This window comes from Pseudomonas sp. E102 (assembly GCF_052660185.1).
This window is the reverse complement of record NZ_CP084025.1, coordinates 3631298-3649566: the sequence shown is the minus strand read 5'-3', so window position 1 is coordinate 3649566 and position 18269 is coordinate 3631298. Positions and strand designations below refer to the sequence as shown.

Annotated in this window: 18 protein-coding genes; 7 read left to right on the top strand and 11 right to left on the bottom strand. The window is 61.6% G+C overall.

Annotated features, from left to right (window positions below; translation table 11 throughout):
- Window positions 1–383 precede the first annotated feature (383 nt).
- Both DOCECA_RS16765 and DOCECA_RS16760 read left to right on the top strand, forming a co-directional pair.
- Window positions 384–1490, top strand: a complete 1107-nt coding sequence (locus DOCECA_RS16765) for a GGDEF domain-containing protein (RefSeq protein WP_420765296.1) — start codon at window positions 384–386, stop codon at window positions 1488–1490.
- Window positions 1483–2430: an iron-sulfur-binding ferredoxin reductase gene (locus tag DOCECA_RS16760; RefSeq protein ID WP_434607483.1), complete on the top strand. Its 948-nt coding sequence runs from the start codon at window positions 1483–1485 to the stop codon at window positions 2428–2430. Before DOCECA_RS16765 ends, DOCECA_RS16760 begins: the two co-directional genes overlap by 8 nt.
- Before the next feature lie 110 nt (window positions 2431–2540).
- Here the strand turns inward: DOCECA_RS16760 and DOCECA_RS16755 are convergent, their stop codons facing one another.
- The 3 genes from DOCECA_RS16755 to pyk form a co-directional block, all read right to left on the bottom strand.
- On the bottom strand, window positions 2541–3365 hold the full coding sequence (locus DOCECA_RS16755) for an IS3 family transposase (protein WP_434611621.1): 825 nt from the start codon (window positions 3363–3365) through the stop codon (window positions 2541–2543).
- Window positions 3366–3373: 8 nt separating this feature from the next.
- Entirely contained in the window at window positions 3374–3676 is a 303-nt protein-coding gene (locus DOCECA_RS16750) for a transposase (protein ID WP_014717988.1), read from the bottom strand.
- 174 nt (window positions 3677–3850) lie between these two features.
- Window positions 3851–5302, bottom strand: coding sequence for a pyruvate kinase (gene pyk, locus DOCECA_RS16745; RefSeq protein WP_039591415.1), 1452 nt, complete (start codon window positions 5300–5302; stop codon window positions 3851–3853).
- A 326-nt stretch (window positions 5303–5628) separates the two neighbouring features.
- Here pyk and DOCECA_RS16740 point away from each other — a divergent pair, with 326 nt between their 5' ends.
- Together DOCECA_RS16740 and DOCECA_RS16735 are read left to right on the top strand one after the other, a co-directional pair.
- On the top strand, window positions 5629–6003 hold the full coding sequence (locus DOCECA_RS16740) for a tetratricopeptide repeat protein (RefSeq protein WP_445570814.1): 375 nt from the start codon (window positions 5629–5631) through the stop codon (window positions 6001–6003).
- 267 nt (window positions 6004–6270) lie between these two features.
- The gene (locus DOCECA_RS16735; protein WP_420765292.1) at window positions 6271–6630 is read left to right on the top strand and encodes a PilZ domain-containing protein; all 360 of its coding nucleotides are present in this window, start codon (window positions 6271–6273) and stop codon (window positions 6628–6630) included.
- Between the two features lie 164 nt (window positions 6631–6794).
- Here DOCECA_RS16735 and DOCECA_RS16730 read toward each other — a convergent pair whose 3' ends face one another.
- The 7 genes from DOCECA_RS16730 to DOCECA_RS16700 form a co-directional block, all read right to left on the bottom strand.
- A complete protein-coding gene (locus DOCECA_RS16730) occupies window positions 6795–7151 on the bottom strand; it encodes a DUF6124 family protein (protein ID WP_434607478.1) in 357 nt (118 codons plus the stop codon).
- Between the two features lie 579 nt (window positions 7152–7730).
- Complete coding sequence (locus DOCECA_RS16725; RefSeq protein WP_445570813.1) at window positions 7731–9062, bottom strand: DUF58 domain-containing protein; 1332 nt, start codon at window positions 9060–9062, stop codon at window positions 7731–7733.
- A 148-nt stretch (window positions 9063–9210) separates the two neighbouring features.
- Window positions 9211–10218, bottom strand: coding sequence for an AAA family ATPase (locus DOCECA_RS16720; protein ID WP_434607474.1), 1008 nt, complete (start codon window positions 10216–10218; stop codon window positions 9211–9213).
- A gap of 21 nt (window positions 10219–10239) precedes the next feature.
- The gene (locus DOCECA_RS16715) at window positions 10240–11403 is read right to left on the bottom strand and encodes a DUF4350 domain-containing protein (RefSeq protein WP_434607471.1); all 1164 of its coding nucleotides are present in this window, start codon (window positions 11401–11403) and stop codon (window positions 10240–10242) included.
- On the bottom strand, window positions 11400–12935 hold the full coding sequence (locus DOCECA_RS16710) for a DUF4129 domain-containing protein (RefSeq protein WP_445570812.1): 1536 nt from the start codon (window positions 12933–12935) through the stop codon (window positions 11400–11402). The genes DOCECA_RS16715 and DOCECA_RS16710 overlap by 4 nt, the downstream gene beginning before the upstream one ends.
- Window positions 12922–13896 carry a stage II sporulation protein M gene (locus tag DOCECA_RS16705; RefSeq protein WP_445570811.1) on the bottom strand — a complete coding sequence of 325 codons (975 nt, stop codon included), beginning with the start codon at window positions 13894–13896 and terminating at the stop codon, window positions 12922–12924. Before DOCECA_RS16705 ends, DOCECA_RS16710 begins: the two co-directional genes overlap by 14 nt.
- Complete coding sequence (locus DOCECA_RS16700; RefSeq protein ID WP_445570810.1) at window positions 13893–14618, bottom strand: RDD family protein; 726 nt, start codon at window positions 14616–14618, stop codon at window positions 13893–13895. The genes DOCECA_RS16705 and DOCECA_RS16700 overlap by 4 nt, the downstream gene beginning before the upstream one ends.
- Window positions 14619–14941: 323 nt before the next feature.
- Here DOCECA_RS16700 and sbcB point away from each other — a divergent pair, with 323 nt between their 5' ends.
- On the top strand, window positions 14942–16369 hold the full coding sequence (sbcB, locus tag DOCECA_RS16695) for an exodeoxyribonuclease I (protein WP_434675946.1): 1428 nt from the start codon (window positions 14942–14944) through the stop codon (window positions 16367–16369).
- 118 nt (window positions 16370–16487) lie between these two features.
- Here the strand turns inward: sbcB and mvaT are convergent, their stop codons facing one another.
- The gene (gene mvaT, locus DOCECA_RS16690; protein ID WP_420765277.1) at window positions 16488–16865 is read right to left on the bottom strand and encodes a histone-like nucleoid-structuring protein MvaT; all 378 of its coding nucleotides are present in this window, start codon (window positions 16863–16865) and stop codon (window positions 16488–16490) included.
- A gap of 307 nt (window positions 16866–17172) precedes the next feature.
- Between mvaT and purU the strand changes: the two genes are divergently transcribed.
- Together purU and DOCECA_RS16680 are read left to right on the top strand one after the other, a co-directional pair.
- Window positions 17173–18021, top strand: coding sequence for a formyltetrahydrofolate deformylase (gene purU / locus DOCECA_RS16685; RefSeq protein WP_420765276.1), 849 nt, complete (start codon window positions 17173–17175; stop codon window positions 18019–18021).
- Between the two features lie 66 nt (window positions 18022–18087).
- Window positions 18088–18267, top strand: a complete 180-nt coding sequence (locus tag DOCECA_RS16680) for a hypothetical protein (RefSeq protein WP_420765275.1) — start codon at window positions 18088–18090, stop codon at window positions 18265–18267.
- Window positions 18268–18269 lie beyond the last annotated feature (2 nt).

Genomic DNA, 18269 nt, shown 5'->3' with positions numbered 1-18269 from the left:
GGCACGCCGGGCATGCTGGCGCGACGCTAAAAAGGCGCGGCAGTATATCGCAGGCTGGGGGCCTGTGGGAGCGAGCTGCCTTTGTGGCGAGGGGATTTATCCCCGCTGGGCTGCGGAGCAGCCCCAAAATGACTGAAGGCGAACAACCTGACACACCGAGGTGACTGGTTTTCAGGGCTGCTCCGCAGCCCAGCGGGGATAAATCCCCTCGCCACAGGGGATATCGGCGGAGCCGGCAGATGCGTCAATCTGGGCCATTGCTTTGACGCCATTTTTCTGAGCCAGAATTGAATGGTCATTTGTCGAACACGCCACTAAAGTGGCGTCTGGCCTGTAGCGTAGGACAGCTCTATCAGTTCCTCTTTTCCATGGTGAGTCACCGATTGACCCATAACGCCATTCAACGTCTTTTGCTCAAACGCTTCGCCCTGGCCGCCACGACTTATGCGCTGGCACTGGTGTTGCTGTGGTTGGCGTTTTTCAGTGGCCATTACCTCGACTCGTTGCGTGGCGCCATCATCGGCACGCTGTTGGTGGTGCTGTGCCAGGCTGGTTTGTTCGCGCTGTTCATCACCGATCGCAACCTGCGCTTCGCCGACCCCAGCCTGACGGAAATACAGGTCTGGATCGGCCTGGGCTGGCAGACCTGGATGATGGCGCACCTGGACCAGGCCCGCGGCGTGTTCCTGGTGTTTTATGTGCTGATCCTCTTGTTCGGGCTGTTCCACCTGACGCGGCGGGCCTTTGTGCGCTGCGCCACGCTGGTGTTCATCAGCTTTACCGGCATCACGCTGTGGGACGGTTACTTCTTTCGGCTGCCCGATCCGACGCTGGCCGGTCTGCAGGTGTCCGTGCTGTTCATCGTGCTGGTGTGGCTGGTGTTGTATGCCCGCTATGTCCAGACCTCACGCCAACGCATGCGCCAGCGCCGGTTTGCCTTGCAGGCGCACCAGGATACCCTGCGCGGCATGATGCGCCAGCTCGAAGACCTGGTCGCCACCGACGAACTGACCGGGCTGTTCAATCGCCGGCATTTCCTGCGCCTGGCGAGCCGCGAACTCAATACCCTCAGGCCCGGCGTCGCCCATGGCCTGGCCTTGATCGACCTGGACCATTTCAAGCGCATCAACGATTTGCACGGCCATGCGGCAGGCGACCAGGTGCTCCAGGCGTTTGCCGGTGTCGCCACGGCGTGCCTGCGTGAAGGCGACGTATTGGCCCGCTACGGTGGCGAAGAATTCGTAATGTTGCTGCCCGCCTGCGACCCCGCGCGCCTGACGGCCTGTTGCGAGCGCTTGCGGCTGGCGTTCACCCAAGTGGAATTGACCGACCTGCGGGTGGGCACTCTCAGCCTGTCTGTGGGCATGACGATGCTGGAAATGGGCGATGACCTGGACAGCGCCTTGCAGCGCGCCGACCAGGCCTTGTACCGTGCCAAGCGAGACGGCCGCAACCGTTGTGCCGCCGCCTGGGAGAACGTCGATGCCTGAGTTGAAAGTCGCCGGCCGGCAATGGTCGGTGGCGGCGGGCAGTAACCTGCTGGATGCGTTGAACCAGGCAGGCGTGGCCGTGCCCTACAGTTGCCGCGCCGGCAGTTGCCATGCGTGCCTGGTGCAATGCCTGAGCGGCGACGTGCGCGACAGTCGCCCCGATGCCCTGGCCCCGGCGCAGCGTGATCAAGGCTGGCGACTGGCGTGCCAATGCCAGGTGGTGGAGGACGTGCAAATCCACACCTTCGACCCACAACGCGACGGCCAAGCCGCCAAAGTGGCGGCGGTGGATTGGCTGGGCTCCGACGTGCTGCGCCTGCGCATTACCCCGGAGCGACCGCTGCGCTATCGCGCCGGACAACACCTGGTGCTGTGGGCTGGTGACGTCGCCCGGCCATATTCCCTGGCGAGCCTGCCCGAGGAAGACCGCTTCCTGGAGTTTCACCTCGATTGCCGCGCGCCCGGGCAATTCATCGACGCGGCGCGACAATTGAACAGTGGTGACCCGATCCGTCTCGGGGAACTGCGCGGCGGCGCGTTGCACTACGACCCCGACTGGCATGAAAAACCGCTGTGGCTGCTGGCCTCCGGCACGGGCTTGGGGCCGCTGTTCGGCATCTTGCGCGAAGCGTTGCGCCAACAGCATCGGGGCGCGATCCGGTTGGTTCATGTGGCCCGCGATGCCGCCGGGCATTATCTGGACAAACCCCTGGCGGCACTGGCGGCCAAGCATCCGAACCTGAGCATCGAGCTGTTGACCGCAGCCGAGGCGCCAGCGACGCTCGCACAGCTGCGCCTGGCGTCGCGCCAGACCCAGGCGTTGGTTTGCGGCCATCCGGATTGGGTCGAGGCGTTTGCCAAGCGCTTGTACCTGGCGGGGTTGCCGAGGAATCAATTGTTGGCGGATGTGTTTGTTACCCGTGACAATGGCGGCGTCTGACCGATCGCCATCGCGAGCAAGCTCGCTCCCACATAGGATTTGCGGCGCACACAGAACCCCTGTGGGAGCGAGCCTGAACTGGTCAAGTAATCTTGGACACCGATTAAGGTTCACGCCGCCAACCTTTCCTTCGCGACCGGCGACCGGTAGTCGTTGTAGCTGTGAGGCCTGCTGATGTTGTAGCGCGAGACATAGCGCTGCACGTCTGCCCGGGCCTCATGTTCCAGTTTGTAGCCCGTTTCAGGAACCCACTCTGATTTCAAACTACCAAAGAAACGCTCCATGGGGGCGTTGTCCCAGCACTCGCCTTTACGGCTCATACTTTGCCTAAACCCGTGTTTCACAAGCTCGTTTCGGAATTTATGACTGGTGTACTGACAACCTTGGTCTGAATGAAACAACACATCCTGGGGGTGGCCGCGTAGCTCAACCGCCATGCGTAGCGCTTCGCAGGTCAGGTTGGCATCAGAAATCATCGAGAACGACCAACCCACGATCCTCCGAGCGTACAGATCCAGAACGGCGGCGAAGTACATCCACCGCTTGCCGACCTTGATGTAAGTCACGTCGCCACACCACACCTGGTTAACCGCCGTTACATCAAATTTTCGCTTGAGCACGTGCGGCGCCACCAATGCCTCAACGCCCGGCGACTTGTACTTATGGCGCCTGCGCTGACGACTAGCGATGCCAGCTTCGCGCATCAAACTGCGAGCCATATAACGTCCGATACGATGCCCTTTGGCTTTTAGCTCCTTGGACAAAGTACGTGCGCCGGCCGACTCTCTGGACGCCCTGTGGTGCCTGACCAGCGCGGCTTTGAGCTTGTCCCGTTCAGGATTTGCTCTGCCTTGGCGCTGGCGCCAGGCGTAGAAACTACTGCGGTTGATCCCAAACGCCCGGCAACACCTTTTAACGCCGTATTGCTCGTCCAGCTCATCGATCAGCGTGAATGATCTTTGGCGTCCAAAAGCAGGAGAGCACTGGCCTTTTTTAGGATTTCAATGTCCAGGTCTTTCTCCCTGAGTAGGGCTTTGAGCCTCTGGATTTCTCGCTGATCAGCGGTAATCGCCTTGGCCCCTACCGGGGTCGAACCCAGGCGTTCTTTTTGCACTTGATCGACCCAGCGGCGCAGAGCAGTGGGGCCGATATCTAGGCTGGCACAGACCTCGGTAACCGGCTGGCCTTCATCCAGCACCATGCTGGCAGCCTTGAGCTTGAACTCACTCGAATAAGATTTACGCATATCCAAACACCTCAGATTTGGGCGCTATCATAGCGCCCGATTGAAGTGTCCAAAATCATTAGGCCAGTTCAGCCTGCTCGCGATAGCGCCCGTCCAGACACCCAACGTCCAAAGGCAAAAACAAAAAGCCCCGCCATTCACATGGCGGGGCTTTTTGTGTTCAGCGACCGATCATCAAACCATCGGGTCGCCAACGTGCAGGATCTTCATCCCGTTGGTGCCGCCGGTGGTGTGGTAGCTGTCACCCTTGGTCAGGATGACCCAGTCGCCTTTTTCCACGACGCCGCGTTTGGTCAGTTCGTCGATGGCTTTCTGGCTGACTTCGTGCGGCTCCAGCGAAGCCGGGTCGAACGGAATGGTGTACACGCCACGGAACATCGCGGCGCGCGCCTGGGCTTCGCGGTGCGGGGTGAAGGCGTAGATCGGCACCGAGGAGCGGATGCGCGACATGATCAGCGGCGTGTAGCCACTCTCGGTGAGGGCGATGATCGCCTTGACGCCCGGGAAGTGGTTGGCCGTGTACATGGTCGCCAGGGCGATGCTTTCGTCGCAGCGGGTGAATTCCTTGCCGATGCGGTGGCTGGAGGTCTTGCCGGTCGGGTGCTTCTCTGCGCCAATGCAGATACGCGCCATGGCCTGCACCGCTTCGAGCGGGTAGAGGCCGGCGGCGCTTTCGGCCGACAGCATCACCGCGTCGGTGTAGTCCAGCACGGCGTTGGCTACGTCGGACACTTCGGCGCGGGTCGGCATCGGGTTCTGGATCATCGACTCCATCATCTGGGTCGCGACGATCACCGCTTTGTTGTGGCGGCGTGCGTGCAGGATGATCTTTTTCTGGATGCCCACCAGTTCGGCGTCGCCGATCTCCACGCCCAGGTCGCCACGGGCCACCATCACGGCGTCGGACGCCTTGATCAGGCCGTCAAGCGTCTCGTCGTCGGCCACGGCTTCGGCGCGTTCGATCTTGGCCACCAGCCAGGCGGTGCCGCCGGCTTCGTCGCGCAGTTGACGGGCGTATTCCATGTCTGCTGCGTCACGGGGGAAGGACACGGCGAGATAGTCGACTTCCATTTCCGCGGCCAGCTTGATGTCGGCCTTGTCTTTATCGGTCAGGGCCGGTGCCGTCAGGCCGCCGCCGCGACGGTTGATGCCTTTGTGGTCCGACAGCGGGCCACCGATGGTCACGACGCAGTTCAGTTCAGTGGCGGTGGCGGTTTCGACGCGCATCACCACGCGACCGTCGTCGAGCAGCAGTTCGTCGCCCACGCCGCAATCCTTGACCAGGTCCGGGTAGTCGATGCCGACTACCTGCTGGTTGCCTTCGGTCAGCGGGTGGCTGGTGGAGAAGGTGAATTTGTCACCGATCTTCAGCTCGATGCGCTTGTTGGCGAATTTGGCGATACGGATCTTCGGGCCTTGCAAGTCGCCCAGCAGGGCAACGAAACGGCCGTGCTTGGCGGCCAGGTCACGCACCAGCTTGGCGCGAGCCTTGTGCTCGTCGGGGGTGCCGTGGGAGAAGTTCAGACGGGCAACGTCCAGGCCAGCCAGAATCAGCTGTTCGAGAACTTCCGGCGAGTTACTGGCCGGGCCAAGGGTAGCGACGATTTTGGTGCGACGGACGGACATGCAAGACTCCTCAAGTTCAAGCGCCAGCGAAGGCTACTATGGTCTTTGGGTGTAGTCATTGTTCATATGCACTACTTATTCGTTTCTTTTTCGAAATGAACATTCCTGAAAATTTTTGCGCCTTTAACTGCTTAAGCCGAACATCGCTCTTGTGGCGAGGGAGCTTGCTCCCGCTCGGTTGCGTAGCGACCGCAAAAATCCGGGGCTGCTCTGCAGCCCAGCGGGAGCAAGCTCCCTCGCCACACACGTGTTCACCGTGGAGGTTTTTCGTGCTGAAGATTTTCCCCGCCAGGTCGATACAGAGCTCAAGACAGGAGAACCTCCCCATGCGATTCGTGCTTTTTATTGCCCTGGCCCTGAATATCACGGGCTGCACCCGTTGGTCGATGAACCACCACATGAACCTGGCCTACAAGGCCTATGAGCGGGGCAACTGCGAGCAGGTGATGCTCGAGCTGTCCAAAGTCGACCGCGCCAGCCGTGCCCGTCGCTACATGCAGCCGGAAGTCTCGATGATGCGCGGCCAGTGCCTGGAGCGGCAGAAGCTCTACGTCGACGCGGCGCAAACCTACCAGTTCATCCTCACCCAATACCCCAACAGCGAGTACGCCTACCGCGCCCGCGCACGGCTCGAAACCCTGCAGAGCCTGGGTCATTACCCCACCCGCAGCGCCTCGGCGATCCGTCCCACGTCGTTCTGAATTTGATTTATTCGAAACCCTTCCGCGAGCCAGTTGTCGACCGATGACTGGTATCGAATCCGGCTGGCTGATGCTCGCGCTTGGACTATAGTTGTACAAAACGTGGCTAGAGCCAGAACTCTAATTTCGAAGCGTCACCTGTCACCGGTAGCATTTGGCCGGCCAGAGGGTGTCTGGCATCGGAGTCGGGGAGAGCGGGCAGGGATGAGCCCGTTCCGAAGCACTGGATTGGCCGGGTTATCGGCTACTCAAAAAGTGATACAAGACATGTACAAAGAGCGGCAGATTGCACGACATCAGCTGGCGTATTTCCTTGAGGTGTTCAACGGCATAAACGGCAAACCCATTGGTTTTTTGGGCAACGTTTCGGAAAACGGCCTGATGCTCATCAGCCATTTGCCCTTGATGATCGGTGCGGATTTCGACCTGCGCCTGAAACTGCCCGCCGAGGAAGGACCGCAGCAGCAGATCCGTTTGAAAGCCCATTGCCTGTGGTGCCGCGAGGACGTGACACCGCAACATTTCGACGCGGGCTTCAGCCTGCAGTGGGCACCGCCTGAATACGGACAACTGGTGAGCGCATTGCGGCAGTACTTCAGCTTCTATCAGCTACCAGAATCGGCGTGAGCCCTACCGCGTTGCGATAACCCCGTGGCGAGGGAGCTTGCTCCCGCTGGGGTGCGTAGCAGCCCCCTGGTTATCAACTGACACACCGCATGGGACGCTTCGCGTCCAGCGGGAGCAAGCTCCCTCGCCACGGGGACTTCATCGCCCGATGTATCGCGTTGCTATCAGCGCAGCACCTTCGCCTCGCCATCCAACAACTTCTCCAGCAACAACACCCCCATCTCGCCCATCTGATGAATCGCCAACGCCAGGTTGCGCGGGGCGCCTTCCAGTTCTTCCGATAAATCCAGAATCAGCGTGCTCACCGAGCAGAAGGTTTCGTAGCTGTGTACCAGCAAGCCTTCCGGGTCGGCATCGGGGGCGACGATGAAACAGTCCAGTTGTCGTTGGTTTTTGGCTGGTTGGGTGGGGTTGGGTTTCAGGTAGTGGTCGAGGGCTTTTTTCGCGGCTTTGTCGAGCTTTTGCTCGTCGACGGTTTTACGGGGAGCGGGTTTTGGGGGATTGGGGGTTGGTTTGATCATGAACGTTTTTCCGTAATTAAGGCTGCCACCCGTTTCGCGACTAAACGAGGGGTGGCGGCTGGACGCAGGTTAGTCGACCGGTGGAAAAACGAAGCCCGGCGCGCCCAAGGGCGCCCTGCGAACAGCCACCATCAAGTGCGGGACTTTGGCCCGACTGGATGACGCTTGTGCACACGCGTTTTTCATAGCCGAGCGACTATCCGCTCCCGTCGAGATCACGATAGAGCTGGAATACGGCGACAGTTTTTTAGCGGGTGCTCCGGATGCCCAGGTCTGTCTTAAATACGTGCGGGGGAGTGAGTCCGAGAACCTGGTGTTTGATCCGCCGTTGGGAGAACTTTTGGTAATGGAGCGGGGGAGCAGTCCGTTGAGGTGGACTGTTTCAACCAACACGGTGCGAGACTATTCGTTTGCGTTGCAATTCTTGATGCCCTTGTTCAGAGAGATTTCCCCGTCTCCCCCAGTTTCTGGCACTGTCTTGCGTAAGATCTGACGTTATGTTCGATCACTTCCATTGGCTTTGGGCAACGGCTACCGGGACAGTGCTTTGTTTTTTATGACGACTGAATCGTCTGTTGCCTACAAATCCCCACCCTTCTTCCACCCCAGATACAACGTCACCAGCTCGGCCCCCAACTCCCCGGGCCGAGCTTGCAACACCGCCATCCCATGGGCACTCAACCGCTCATGCAACGTCGCCCGCGCACTCAAATATTCCACCGTCCCGCAATAAGCCAGCGCGTCAGACACGGTGTGCACCGGCGCTTGGCGCAGGCGGTCGAGGGCTTCTTCGCGCAGGCTTGCCACCAGCACGCGATGGCGTTGGCCCAGGCGTTTGACGGCGGCCAGCAGTTCTTCATCGTCCTCGTCCCGCAGGTTGGTCACCAGCACTACCAGAGCCCGGCGTTTCTGCCGGGCGAGCAGTTGGGTGACGGCGGCCTGGTAGTCGGCGGGGTGTTGGCTGCTGTCCAGGTCGTAGACGCTGTTGAGCAACACGTTGAGTTGATCTGTGCCCTTGACCGGGGCGAGGTAGCGCGGCTGTTCGCTGGCGAAGGTGCTCAGGCCCACCGCATCGCCCTGGCGCAGGGCGGTGTAGCTGAGCAGCAGGCAGGCGTTGAGGGCGTGATCGAAATGCGACAGCTCGCCGTCCTGGCTGCGCATGCGCCGGCCGCAGTCGAGCATGAAGATGATTTGCTGATCGCGTTCGTCTTCGTATTCCCGGGCGATGGGCGTGCGGTGGCGGGCGGTGGCTTTCCAGTCGATCTGGCGCAGGCTGTCGCCTTCGCGGAATTCGCGCAATTGATGAAATTCCTGGCCTTGGCCGCGCCGCTGCCGCTGGCGGATGCCGAGCTGGCTGAGCCAGTTGTCCACCGCCAGCAGTTCGCCGTCGTACAGACGGGCGAAGTCCGGGTAGACGCGGGTGCTGTCGAGCGCGTCGATCAGGCGTTTGTCGCTCCACAGGCCCATTGGGCTGGGCAGGTTGATTTCGCAATGTTCGAAGGTGAAGTGCCCGCGCTTGAGCGGGCGGACGCGGTAGCCGAGCTGGGTGAGCTGGCCGGGTTGTAGTTGTGCTGAAACAGGCAGTTGTTCGAAGTCCAGGCCATTGGGCACGTGATCGAAAATCTCGATTTCCAATGGCTGGGGCAGGTCGTGGCGGATGCCCAGGCGCACTTCGCTCCATCGGCCCAGGGCCAGGCTGCCGGGCAAATGGCGTTGGACTCCGGGCGAGGGCAGGCGGCGGACGCGCACCGCGTCGAGTATCGACAGGGCCAGCAGCGCCAACAGCAAGCCCCAGTGGATCGACAGCAATGTCGAGGGCACCGCGATGCCCAGCGCGCGCAATGCACCCAGCACAATGCCGACGGTCAGCAGGATCGCGAGCCAGGCGAGCAGCAGGCGGGAGGGTTTCATGGTCGCGACTTTCCCGTGGCGAGGGAGCTTGCTCCCGCTGGGCTGCGAAGCGGCCCCCTGGATTTGACTGACACACCGCAAGGGGAGGCTGCGCCTCCAGCGGGAGCAAGCTCCCTCGCCACGCAGAGCACTTCGGTCCGAGAGAAATTCACAACCTTGGCGCCGACACTTGATCGAGCAACTGCCCCAGCACCTGGTCCACCGAAAGCCCTTCGATGTCCAGCTCCGGCGCCAGCCGTACGCGGTGGCGCAGCACGGCCAGGGCGCAGCCCTTGATGTCGTCCGGCACCACGAATTCGCCGCCGCGCAACATCGCGCGCGCGCGGGCGCAACGCACCAGGGCAATCGAAGCCCGAGGCCCGGCCCCCAGGGTCAGGCCCGGCCAGGTGCGGGTGGCGCGGGCCAGGCGCACGGCGTAGTCGAGCACCTGGTCGTCCATCGGCAGCTCGCTGGCGATGCGTTGCAGCGCTTGCACGTCCTTGGCTTGCAACACCGTGCGCAACGGCTGAACGTCGAGCATGTCGGCGCGGGTCGAGCGGCTGACCTGGCGCACCATGTTCAATTCCTGATCGGCGTCGGGGTAGTCCATGCGCACCTTGAGCATGAAACGGTCGAGCTCGGCCTCCGGCAACGGGTAGGTGCCTTCCTGTTCGATCGGGTTCTGGGTCGCGAGCACCATGAATGGCTGGGCGATCGGCAGCGCGCGGCCTTCGAGGGTGACCTGGCGCTCCTGCATGGCTTCGAGCAACGCCGCCTGGGTCTTGGCCGGTGCGCGGTTGATTTCGTCGGCGAGCAGCAGGTGGGTGAACACCGGCCCCTTGCGCAACTTGAACTGCTCGCTCTGCAAGTCGTACACCGCATGTCCGGTGACGTCGCTGGGCATCAAGTCCGGGGTGAACTGGATACGCGCGAACTCCCCGCCAAAACAGCGGGCCAGGGCGCGCACCAGCAACGTCTTGCCCAGCCCGGGAACGCCTTCGAGCAGGACATGACCGCCGGCGATCAGCGCCGTGAGCACATCATCGATCACGGCTGCCTGGCCGACCACGGCCTTATGCAGCTCGGTGCGGATCGCCTGGGCCAGTTGACTGGCGCGCTGGCGTTGCTGGGCGGCGTGGGCCTGGCTGTCTGAGGGCTCGTTCTGTTCAGTCGTCAATTCTGGCGTTCTCCTAACGGTTTATAAGGCATTCCTAAGGGTTTGCAAAAGGCCGACCTGACGGCAGAAGTCGGCGCTGGACAGGCGTCGTTTCGGCCGGGGGCTGAGGGCCTGGCTGATGGTTCGCGTGGGTTGGCGCGTCAGACGTGCTAGCACTTGCCATTGTTCGGCGACCACCAGTTGTTCGAAACCCGGATGAAGCTGGCGCGCCCGGCGCAGCACGTCCTGTTGCAGGCTGTGCAACAGGTGTTGCTGGCCGTTGTGGCGCAACTGGAAGGCGGCGCTGGCTTGCAGGTGTTCTTGCAGTTGGCGTCGCGCCTTGGGCGCCGGTTGTTGCAGCGGGCCATGGCGCACCGCCGACCGCCACAGCCAAAGGGCGATCAAGGCCAGCAGCGCCACGATGGCCTGAGGGAAGTAGCGCAGCAGCAGGGTCAGCAGGTTGTCGTGGTCGGTATTGAACAGCAGCGTGACGTCGGTATCGGCGCTCAGGTACCAGAGCAGCCAGGCGTTGTCGTACTGGTCGATCTGGTCGTTCTTCCACAGCTCGGCGTCGGTCAGCACGGTGATCGTGCCCAGACCGTGGTTCAGCTGCATCAGGTGAGTCGCCGCCGCGCTGTTGGCCCAGGCCTGGGCGAGGTTCAGCGGGTCTTCGAGGTGAAAGTCGGTGTCGAAGCCGATGTAGGCCGGCGCCTCTTCGTCTTCCAGGTACAGTTTGGTCAATTCGGGGTAGGGATCCTTGATCAGCTCCGGCTCCGGTGCCTTGAGGTCCTTGCTCAAAAGTTGGCGCAGGCGCACGCGGTCCAGCAGCAGGTCGCCGCTGCTGTTCGTGCTGTCGTCCCACAAGGCCTCGGCGACGAACAGCAGGCGCCCGCCGGCGCGGGTCCAGTTCATCAACTGGTCGACGTCCCGTGGCGTCATGTTGCTGCGTTCGCCCAACAGCAACAGGCTGCGTTGGTGCGGTTCGAGCGTGGGCAGCACGTCCAGGCTGTTGGCGTGTTCAACATTGATGCCTTGCTGGCGCAAGAATCGTTCGGCGGCCAGGTACGGGTTGGCCTGGGCTTCGGGGGAGGGGCCGTGCTCGATGGTTTCCTGATAGGGCACGGCCTTGAGGTACAGGTACACCGCCAACGCACAGGTCAACGCGGCACCGACTGCGCCGATCACCCACCCCGTGCGCTGGCTCATCGGGACGCTCCGGGGCCGAACAATTCGCGCCAGCCATTGCACAACTGCTGTTGCAGATGGGCGGGCGGAGGGCGGTGTCCATAGGCAATGTTCTGCCAATGCAGGGTCAGGTGCCTGCTGAAGGCCATCAGCGGTTCGTGCTGGAGCTGTTCAACCCGTTGCAACACCTGGCCTTCGGTGTCGGCCGGCTTGAGGGGCATGTTGAACTCATGGTGCAAGCGGCTGAGCAGCGCTCGGTACAACAGGCCCAACGCCTCGCGTGGCGCGTCGGACCACAACTGCTCGGCGCTGGCCGCGACATCGTTCGGCAAGCTCTCTTCGCGGATATCCAGGCCAAACATGCGTGCCGGCGCGGGGCGCTCCGCCGGCAGGCGTTTCGTTGGCCGGTAGTTGGCGAGCGCCTTGAGCCGTTCACGATAGTGCCAGGCCAGCCAGACGATCGCGCCCACCAGCGTGGCCCAGAGCAGCGCCTGGATCAGCGCAGCGATCGTTTCGAAGCGTTTGGCGCTCCAGTTGAGCATCGATTTCAGCCAGCCGGGGGCTTCATCGGTTTCGGCCGATTCGGTGGCTTCTTTGCCGAATCGATAGCGCGTCACGGTTTCCGGATTCTTGAAAGGGGGTGCGTCGAGGATCGCCTTGATGCGCTCGCGGGAGGCTTGGCTGGTGACGGGTTGGTTGAGCAGGCGAGGGCTCTGGGGTGCGTTGCTGTTGTCATCGGCCCATGCGGGTGGCGCCAGCGGCAGGAGGGTCAGGGCGAGCAGCGCCAGGGCAGGCGCTACGGTGCCCAGGCGTTGGCGCAGGCGGCGGAACACCAGCTCGATGTCCCAGGCTTCCAGCAGGGTGCGTCGATTCAGGTAGAGGCTGAAGCCGCAGGCGACGTAGATCGGCTCCCAGACAATCAATAGCAGCGGATAGAGGACATTGAGCAGGTGTTCGAGCCACAGCCAATCGTGTTCGGCGACGGCGATCAGGGTTTGCCAGTCCCATTCCAGTTCGACTTGTTGCGGCACGAATAGATAGAACAAGGCCATCAGGCCGAACCACAAGACGGTCTCCAGGTGCACGCCGAGGATGGTCAACCATTGCGCGGCGCCGCCGTTGCGTTGCAGCAGCACGCGCAAACGCTGCTCTCGTGCCTCGCCGGCGAGCCCTTCGAGTTGAACGACGGGCATCAGGAAGCTGCGGCTCAGGCTCAGCCGGCGCCAGGTCAGGCTGGCCAGCAATTGTGGCTTGAGCAGCGTCGGCCATTGGCGCAAGGCCTGTTTCAATGTCGGCGTCTCGCCAAACAGGGCCTTGGACAAGATGTACAGGGGCAGGCGTTCGAAGGCCGGTTTCAGCCACCAGAATATAAACACCACCAAGGAGGGCGAGTCCCACAGCAACAAGGTCAGTAGCGCATACACCGGCAGTGTGACGATGGCCCAGCTGGCCATCAGCAACCGCCGGTGCTGCTGGGTCATCAGTACGCCGAGGTCCATGGCTTCCCAGGTGGTGCGTGGGCGGATCGCTACCGTGACGTCACTCAGGCGCATGCTGGCCTCGCCCGGCGAACAGCAGGTAACCGATCACCAGCAGCCACAGTAGCGCGCCGATGATGTATTTGGTGGAGGGTGTCGCGGCGCTGGAGGACCAATAGGCCTCGACGAACGCTGCAATGAGCAGGAAGAGGATCACCCCGGCGATGATCAGCACGCTTTTGCCGGCGGCCAGTCGCAAGGCTTCGCCCCGCGTGAGGCGTCCCGGCGCAATCAGCGCCCAGCCCAGTTGCAGGCCCGCGGCACCGGCCAGGGTGATGGCAGTCAACTCGAAAGCGCCATGGCCAATGACGAACGACCAGAACGTTGCGCCCGAGCCGATCTGGGTCAGGTGCCCGGCCACCGCGCCAATGGTCAGGCCATTGAAGAACAGGAAGAACGCGCTGCCCAGGCCGAACAGCAAACCACTGGCGAATGTCTGAAAGGCAATCCCGATGTTGTGCATGATGTAGTAGCCGAACATCACCCAATCCTCGCTGGCGGCCCGCTCGATCGAGCGCCCCAGGTGCCCCGCCGCCGGGTCGTACATGCCGCGGATCTGGCTGACTTCCTCGACGCTCAGCAGGCTGTAGACCAGCTCGGGGAACAGGTACACCAGCAAGCCGACGCCGACGAGGCTGCCGATGAACATCAGGCCGGCCACCAGTACGAATCGCCATTGTTCGCGCACCAGGCGGGGGAAGCCGGCCAGGATAAAAGTCGACAGGCCGGTCGAGGGGTGGCTGCGGTCCCGGTAAAGTTGCTGGTGTCCGCGCAGCGCCAGTTGCTGCAAGGTATCCACCAGCAAGCTGCTGTAGCCCCGGGCCTGGGCCAGCGCCAGGTGTTGGCAGAGCTGTCGATAGGCGTGGGGAAAGTCGCTGCTCTGGGGGACATTGCGGCGGCGCTCCAGTTGGTCGAGCAGGCGGGACAGGTGTTCCCATTCCCCTTGGTGGCGGCTTTCGAACAGGCTTTGCTTCATGTCGGCCCCAACAGGCCGCGGGCGATGCCATTGAGTTCAGCCACGGCCCCGGTGGGGTGCACCTTCAATGGCGCGGCCAGGATTGCCGCCAGTTCGGTGACCCTGGCGTCAGACAATTGTGCCTGGCGCTCGGCAAAACCCAGCACGGCGCGTTGTTCCACCAGGGCCAGGGCAAAGGGCGGGCGTAGCGGCCGGGCCATTGGCAGTTCGGGACGCTTGACCGGTTGCTCGCGATAAACCACCAGCGTGCCAGCGGCCAGGTCGCCCAAGCGCTTGAAGGTCGGGTGTTGCAGGCAGCAGAGCGCTCCAAAGGTGTAGCCGAACGGCAGCATGTCGACGAAGCGCAGCAGGTTGCGGATCAACGAGGCAGACCAGCCGATCGGCCGACCATCATCCTGCACCACGCGCAACCCCATGATCTGCTTGCCGGGGGAGCGGCCCTGGTTCAGCACCTCGAACAACACCATGTACCACCAGCTGACGATGAACAGCAGGATCGAGCCCAGGCCGATCCCCAGTTCGCCGAAGAACGCCAGGACGACAAAGAACAGGCCGAGCACCAGCCCGCGTATCACCAGGTCGATGGCGAAGGCCAGCGCACGAGGCATCAGCCCCGCCGGGCGCAGTGGCAGGTCGATGCCTTCGGGCGTTTCGACCTGGTAACGCGTGTCCAGTGGCGGCGGCAGCGGCGCGTTCCTTTGCAGTGCTGGTTTCTCGAGCATGGGCAACCTGTGATGGCCGTTCGAACGTTCGATCTCGGCGCAGATGCTAGGGTCTGTATGAATGTGTTCGCGCGAAGGCCAGACAAGGCGAAACGGGGCGAGGAAGTGGAATGTACTGGAGTACATGAGCATTCCGGCCCCGTTTCAACGCAGTATGGGCGAGTGCGGATACATTTCGTACAGAGCCTATCAGTCTTCGGGCGGGCGCACGATATGGCCGTGTATGTCATTTCATGGCCTGCAACAGGATTAAAGGCGCGAAGGCTGGCGGGCGCAGGGTACGAACGCCTAGACTTCGCCAGTCCTCAGCCCAGGAACACCCCGTGACTTCCATCTTCTGGTACGACTACGAAACCACCGGCATCAACCCACGGTGCGACCGCCCCTTGCAGGTGGCGGGAATACGTACCGATTTCGACCTCAACGAAATCGCCGAGCCGGTGAACCTGTATTGCCGGCCCAGCGATGACATCCTGCCCCACCCGGCGGCCTGCGCCATCACCGGCATTACGCCCGCGTGCCTGGCGGAAAAGGGCTTGAGCGAAGCCGACTTCATGACACGCGTCCATGCGCAATTGGCTGCGCCTGGGACCTGTGGTGCCGGCTACAACACCTTGCGCTTCGACGACGAAATGACTCGCTACAGCCTGTATCGCAATTTCTTCGATCCGTACGCTCGGGAATGGCAGGGCGGCAATAGCCGCTGGGACCTCATCGACCTGGTGCGCGCCGCCTATGCGCTGCGCCCCGAGGGCATCGTCTGGCCGCAGGAGGATGGCCGCGTCACCCTCAAGCTCGAACGCCTGACGGCCGCCAACGGCATCGATCATGGCCAGGCCCATGACGCGCTGTCGGACGTGCGTGCGACCATCGCCCTGGCCCGGTTGATCCGCGAAAAACAGCCCCGGCTCTACGACTGGTTGTTCCAGTTGCGCGGCAAGCAGAAGGTGATGGACCAGATCCGCCTGTTGCAGCCGATGGTGCATATATCCGGGCGCTTCTCGGCGGCGCGAAACTACATTGGCGTGGTGCTGCCGCTGGCCTGGCACCCGAAGAACCGCAACGCCTTGATCGTCTGTGACTTACACCTGGACCCCCAGGGCTTGCTTGACCATGACGCGCAGCTTTTGCGCCAGCGGTTGTATACCCGCCGCGAAGACTTGCTCGACGGTGAGCTGCCGGTCCCCCTTAAACTCATCCACATCAACAAATGCCCGGTGGTTGCGCCGCTGGCTGTCTTGCGCGCCGAGGACCAACTACGGCTGCAGCTGGACATGGAGGGCGTGCACCAGCGGGCGCTGCGGCTAAGTGACGCACAACACGTCTGGCAAGACAAACTCCAGGCTATTTACGGGCAAGAAGACTTTACTGCCAGCGAAGATCCCGAGCAGCAATTATATGCAGGGTTTCTCGGTGATCGTGATCGCCGTTTATGTGAACAAGTTCGCATGGCGGATCCGTCTGATTTGGCCCAACAGCAGTGGCCATTCGACGATGAACGCCTGCCGGAATTATTGTTTCGATATCGTGCGCGCAACTTTCCGGAGACCTTGGATCCAGCGGAACAACAGCGTTGGACACTTTTTTGCCAGCAACGCCTGTCTTTGCCTGAATGGGGCGCGCCGAATACGCTGAGCAATTTTGATGAGGCGATGACAGAATGGATGGACCTATCTTCGCCGTTGCAGCGCGATGTGCTGATGCAATGGCAGGGCTACAGCCAACAATTGCGCAAACGTTTTAGCCTCTAAACTGCCACGCAGCTATTGAAAGCCAGGGTAAAAACCCAGGCATAAAAAAACGCCAGCAAATCGCTGGCGTTTCTGCTTGCAGGCTCCACCTCTTAACGCGCGGTGCCGCTGGCGAGGCTTAGCCCAGCAGGGTTGCCCAGCCTTCTACCACGTCACCGCCCCACTTGGCTTTCCACTCTTTCAACGTCTTGTGGTTGCCACCTTTTGTTTCGATGACTTCGCCATTGTGCGGGTTTTTGTATTGCTTAACTTTACGAGCACGTTTGGTGCCGGTCGTTTTTACCGCGCCGCGGGGTGCTTTACCCGACTTGGCTTCTGGATCCAGCAGGGCAATGATATCGCGCAGGGACTTGGAATATTCGCCCATCAGCGTGCGCAGTTTGCCTTCGAATTCCAATTCTTTTTGCAGTTTGTCGTCTTTGGAGAGGTCGGCCAGACGTTGTTGCAATTCTTCAATAGCTTGTTTTGTGGCGTTGTATTCGGTGATCAGAGACATGGGGACTACCTTATGTAGGACGCTGGTGACAAGGAGACAGTGAAGCAATAGTAATCAGACAGTTTCATCAAGTAAACATTTAAGCCGTGTTTATTTAGTTAAATAGTGCGGGTGCCATGGAAATGGGCATCGCAAATAAATACTCGATGCTGTCTTCATATCCGTTCACACAATTGCGGCGCAGCCACAGGCCACGTCGCGCGCAGCCTCGGTGGTCCCGGACGGGCAGGGTGTGCGATCGATACTGCAGTTTTGCTACGCAATGGCTAGAATGGCCGCCTTTTTGCGAAGTTCTGGAGTTCCCCTCATGCGCACTTTTCGGCTGGTGATCGCTTGCCCGGACCGCGTCGGTATCGTTGCTAAAGTCAGTAACTTTCTGGCGTCCCATAATGGCTGGATCACTGAAGCGAGCCATCACTCGGACAACCAAAGTGGCTGGTTCTTCATGCGTCACGAGATCCGCGCCGACTCGCTGCCCTTTGGCCTCGAAGCCTTTCGCGAGGCGTTCGCCCCGATTGCTGAAGAGTTCTCGATGGATTGGCGTATCACCGACACCGCGCAGAAAAAGCGCGTGGTGCTGATGGCCAGCCGCGAGTCTCATTGCCTGGCTGACTTGCTGCACCGCTGGCACAGCGATGAGCTGGATTGCGACATCGCGTGCGTCATTTCCAACCATGACGACTTGCGCAGCATGGTGGAGTGGCACGGCATTCCTTATTACCACGTCCCCGTCAATCCGCAGGACAAGCAGCCGGCGTTCGCTGAAGTCTCGCGGCTGGTCAAGCAGCATGACGCTGAAGTGGTGGTGCTGGCCCGCTACATGCAAATCCTGCCGCCATCGCTGTGCAGCGAATACGCGCACAAGGTCATCAATATCCACCACAGCTTCCTGCCGTCTTTCGTCGGCGCGAAGCCGTACCACCAGGCATCGATGCGCGGCGTGAAACTGATCGGCGCAACGTGCCACTACGTGACCGAAGAGCTGGACGCCGGCCCGATCATCGAGCAGGACGTGGTGCGTGTCAGCCACAGCGACAGCATTGAAGACATGGTGCGATTCGGTCGCGACGTGGAGAAGATGGTGCTGGCGCGCGGCTTGCGTTATCACCTGGAAGACCGCGTGTTGGTACACGGCAACAAGACCGTCGTATTCTGATCCAACGCAGAACCCGGTGAGGGAGCAAGCTCCCTCGCCACGATTAGCCTTGAGAGGGCATGGACCATGACCGATCCCTTGGACAAAGCCACCGCCAAAGCTCCGCCAACCGTGGGCGAGGGCTGCCTGAGCCGCTACGATCCCGACGCGTTGAGCCCCGAGGACGGCACTGAGTTTCCCGACGCCGCGAAGCTCTGGGACGAGCTGAACGACAAGCCTCAGGGCGACTCCGAACCCAATCAATAAAG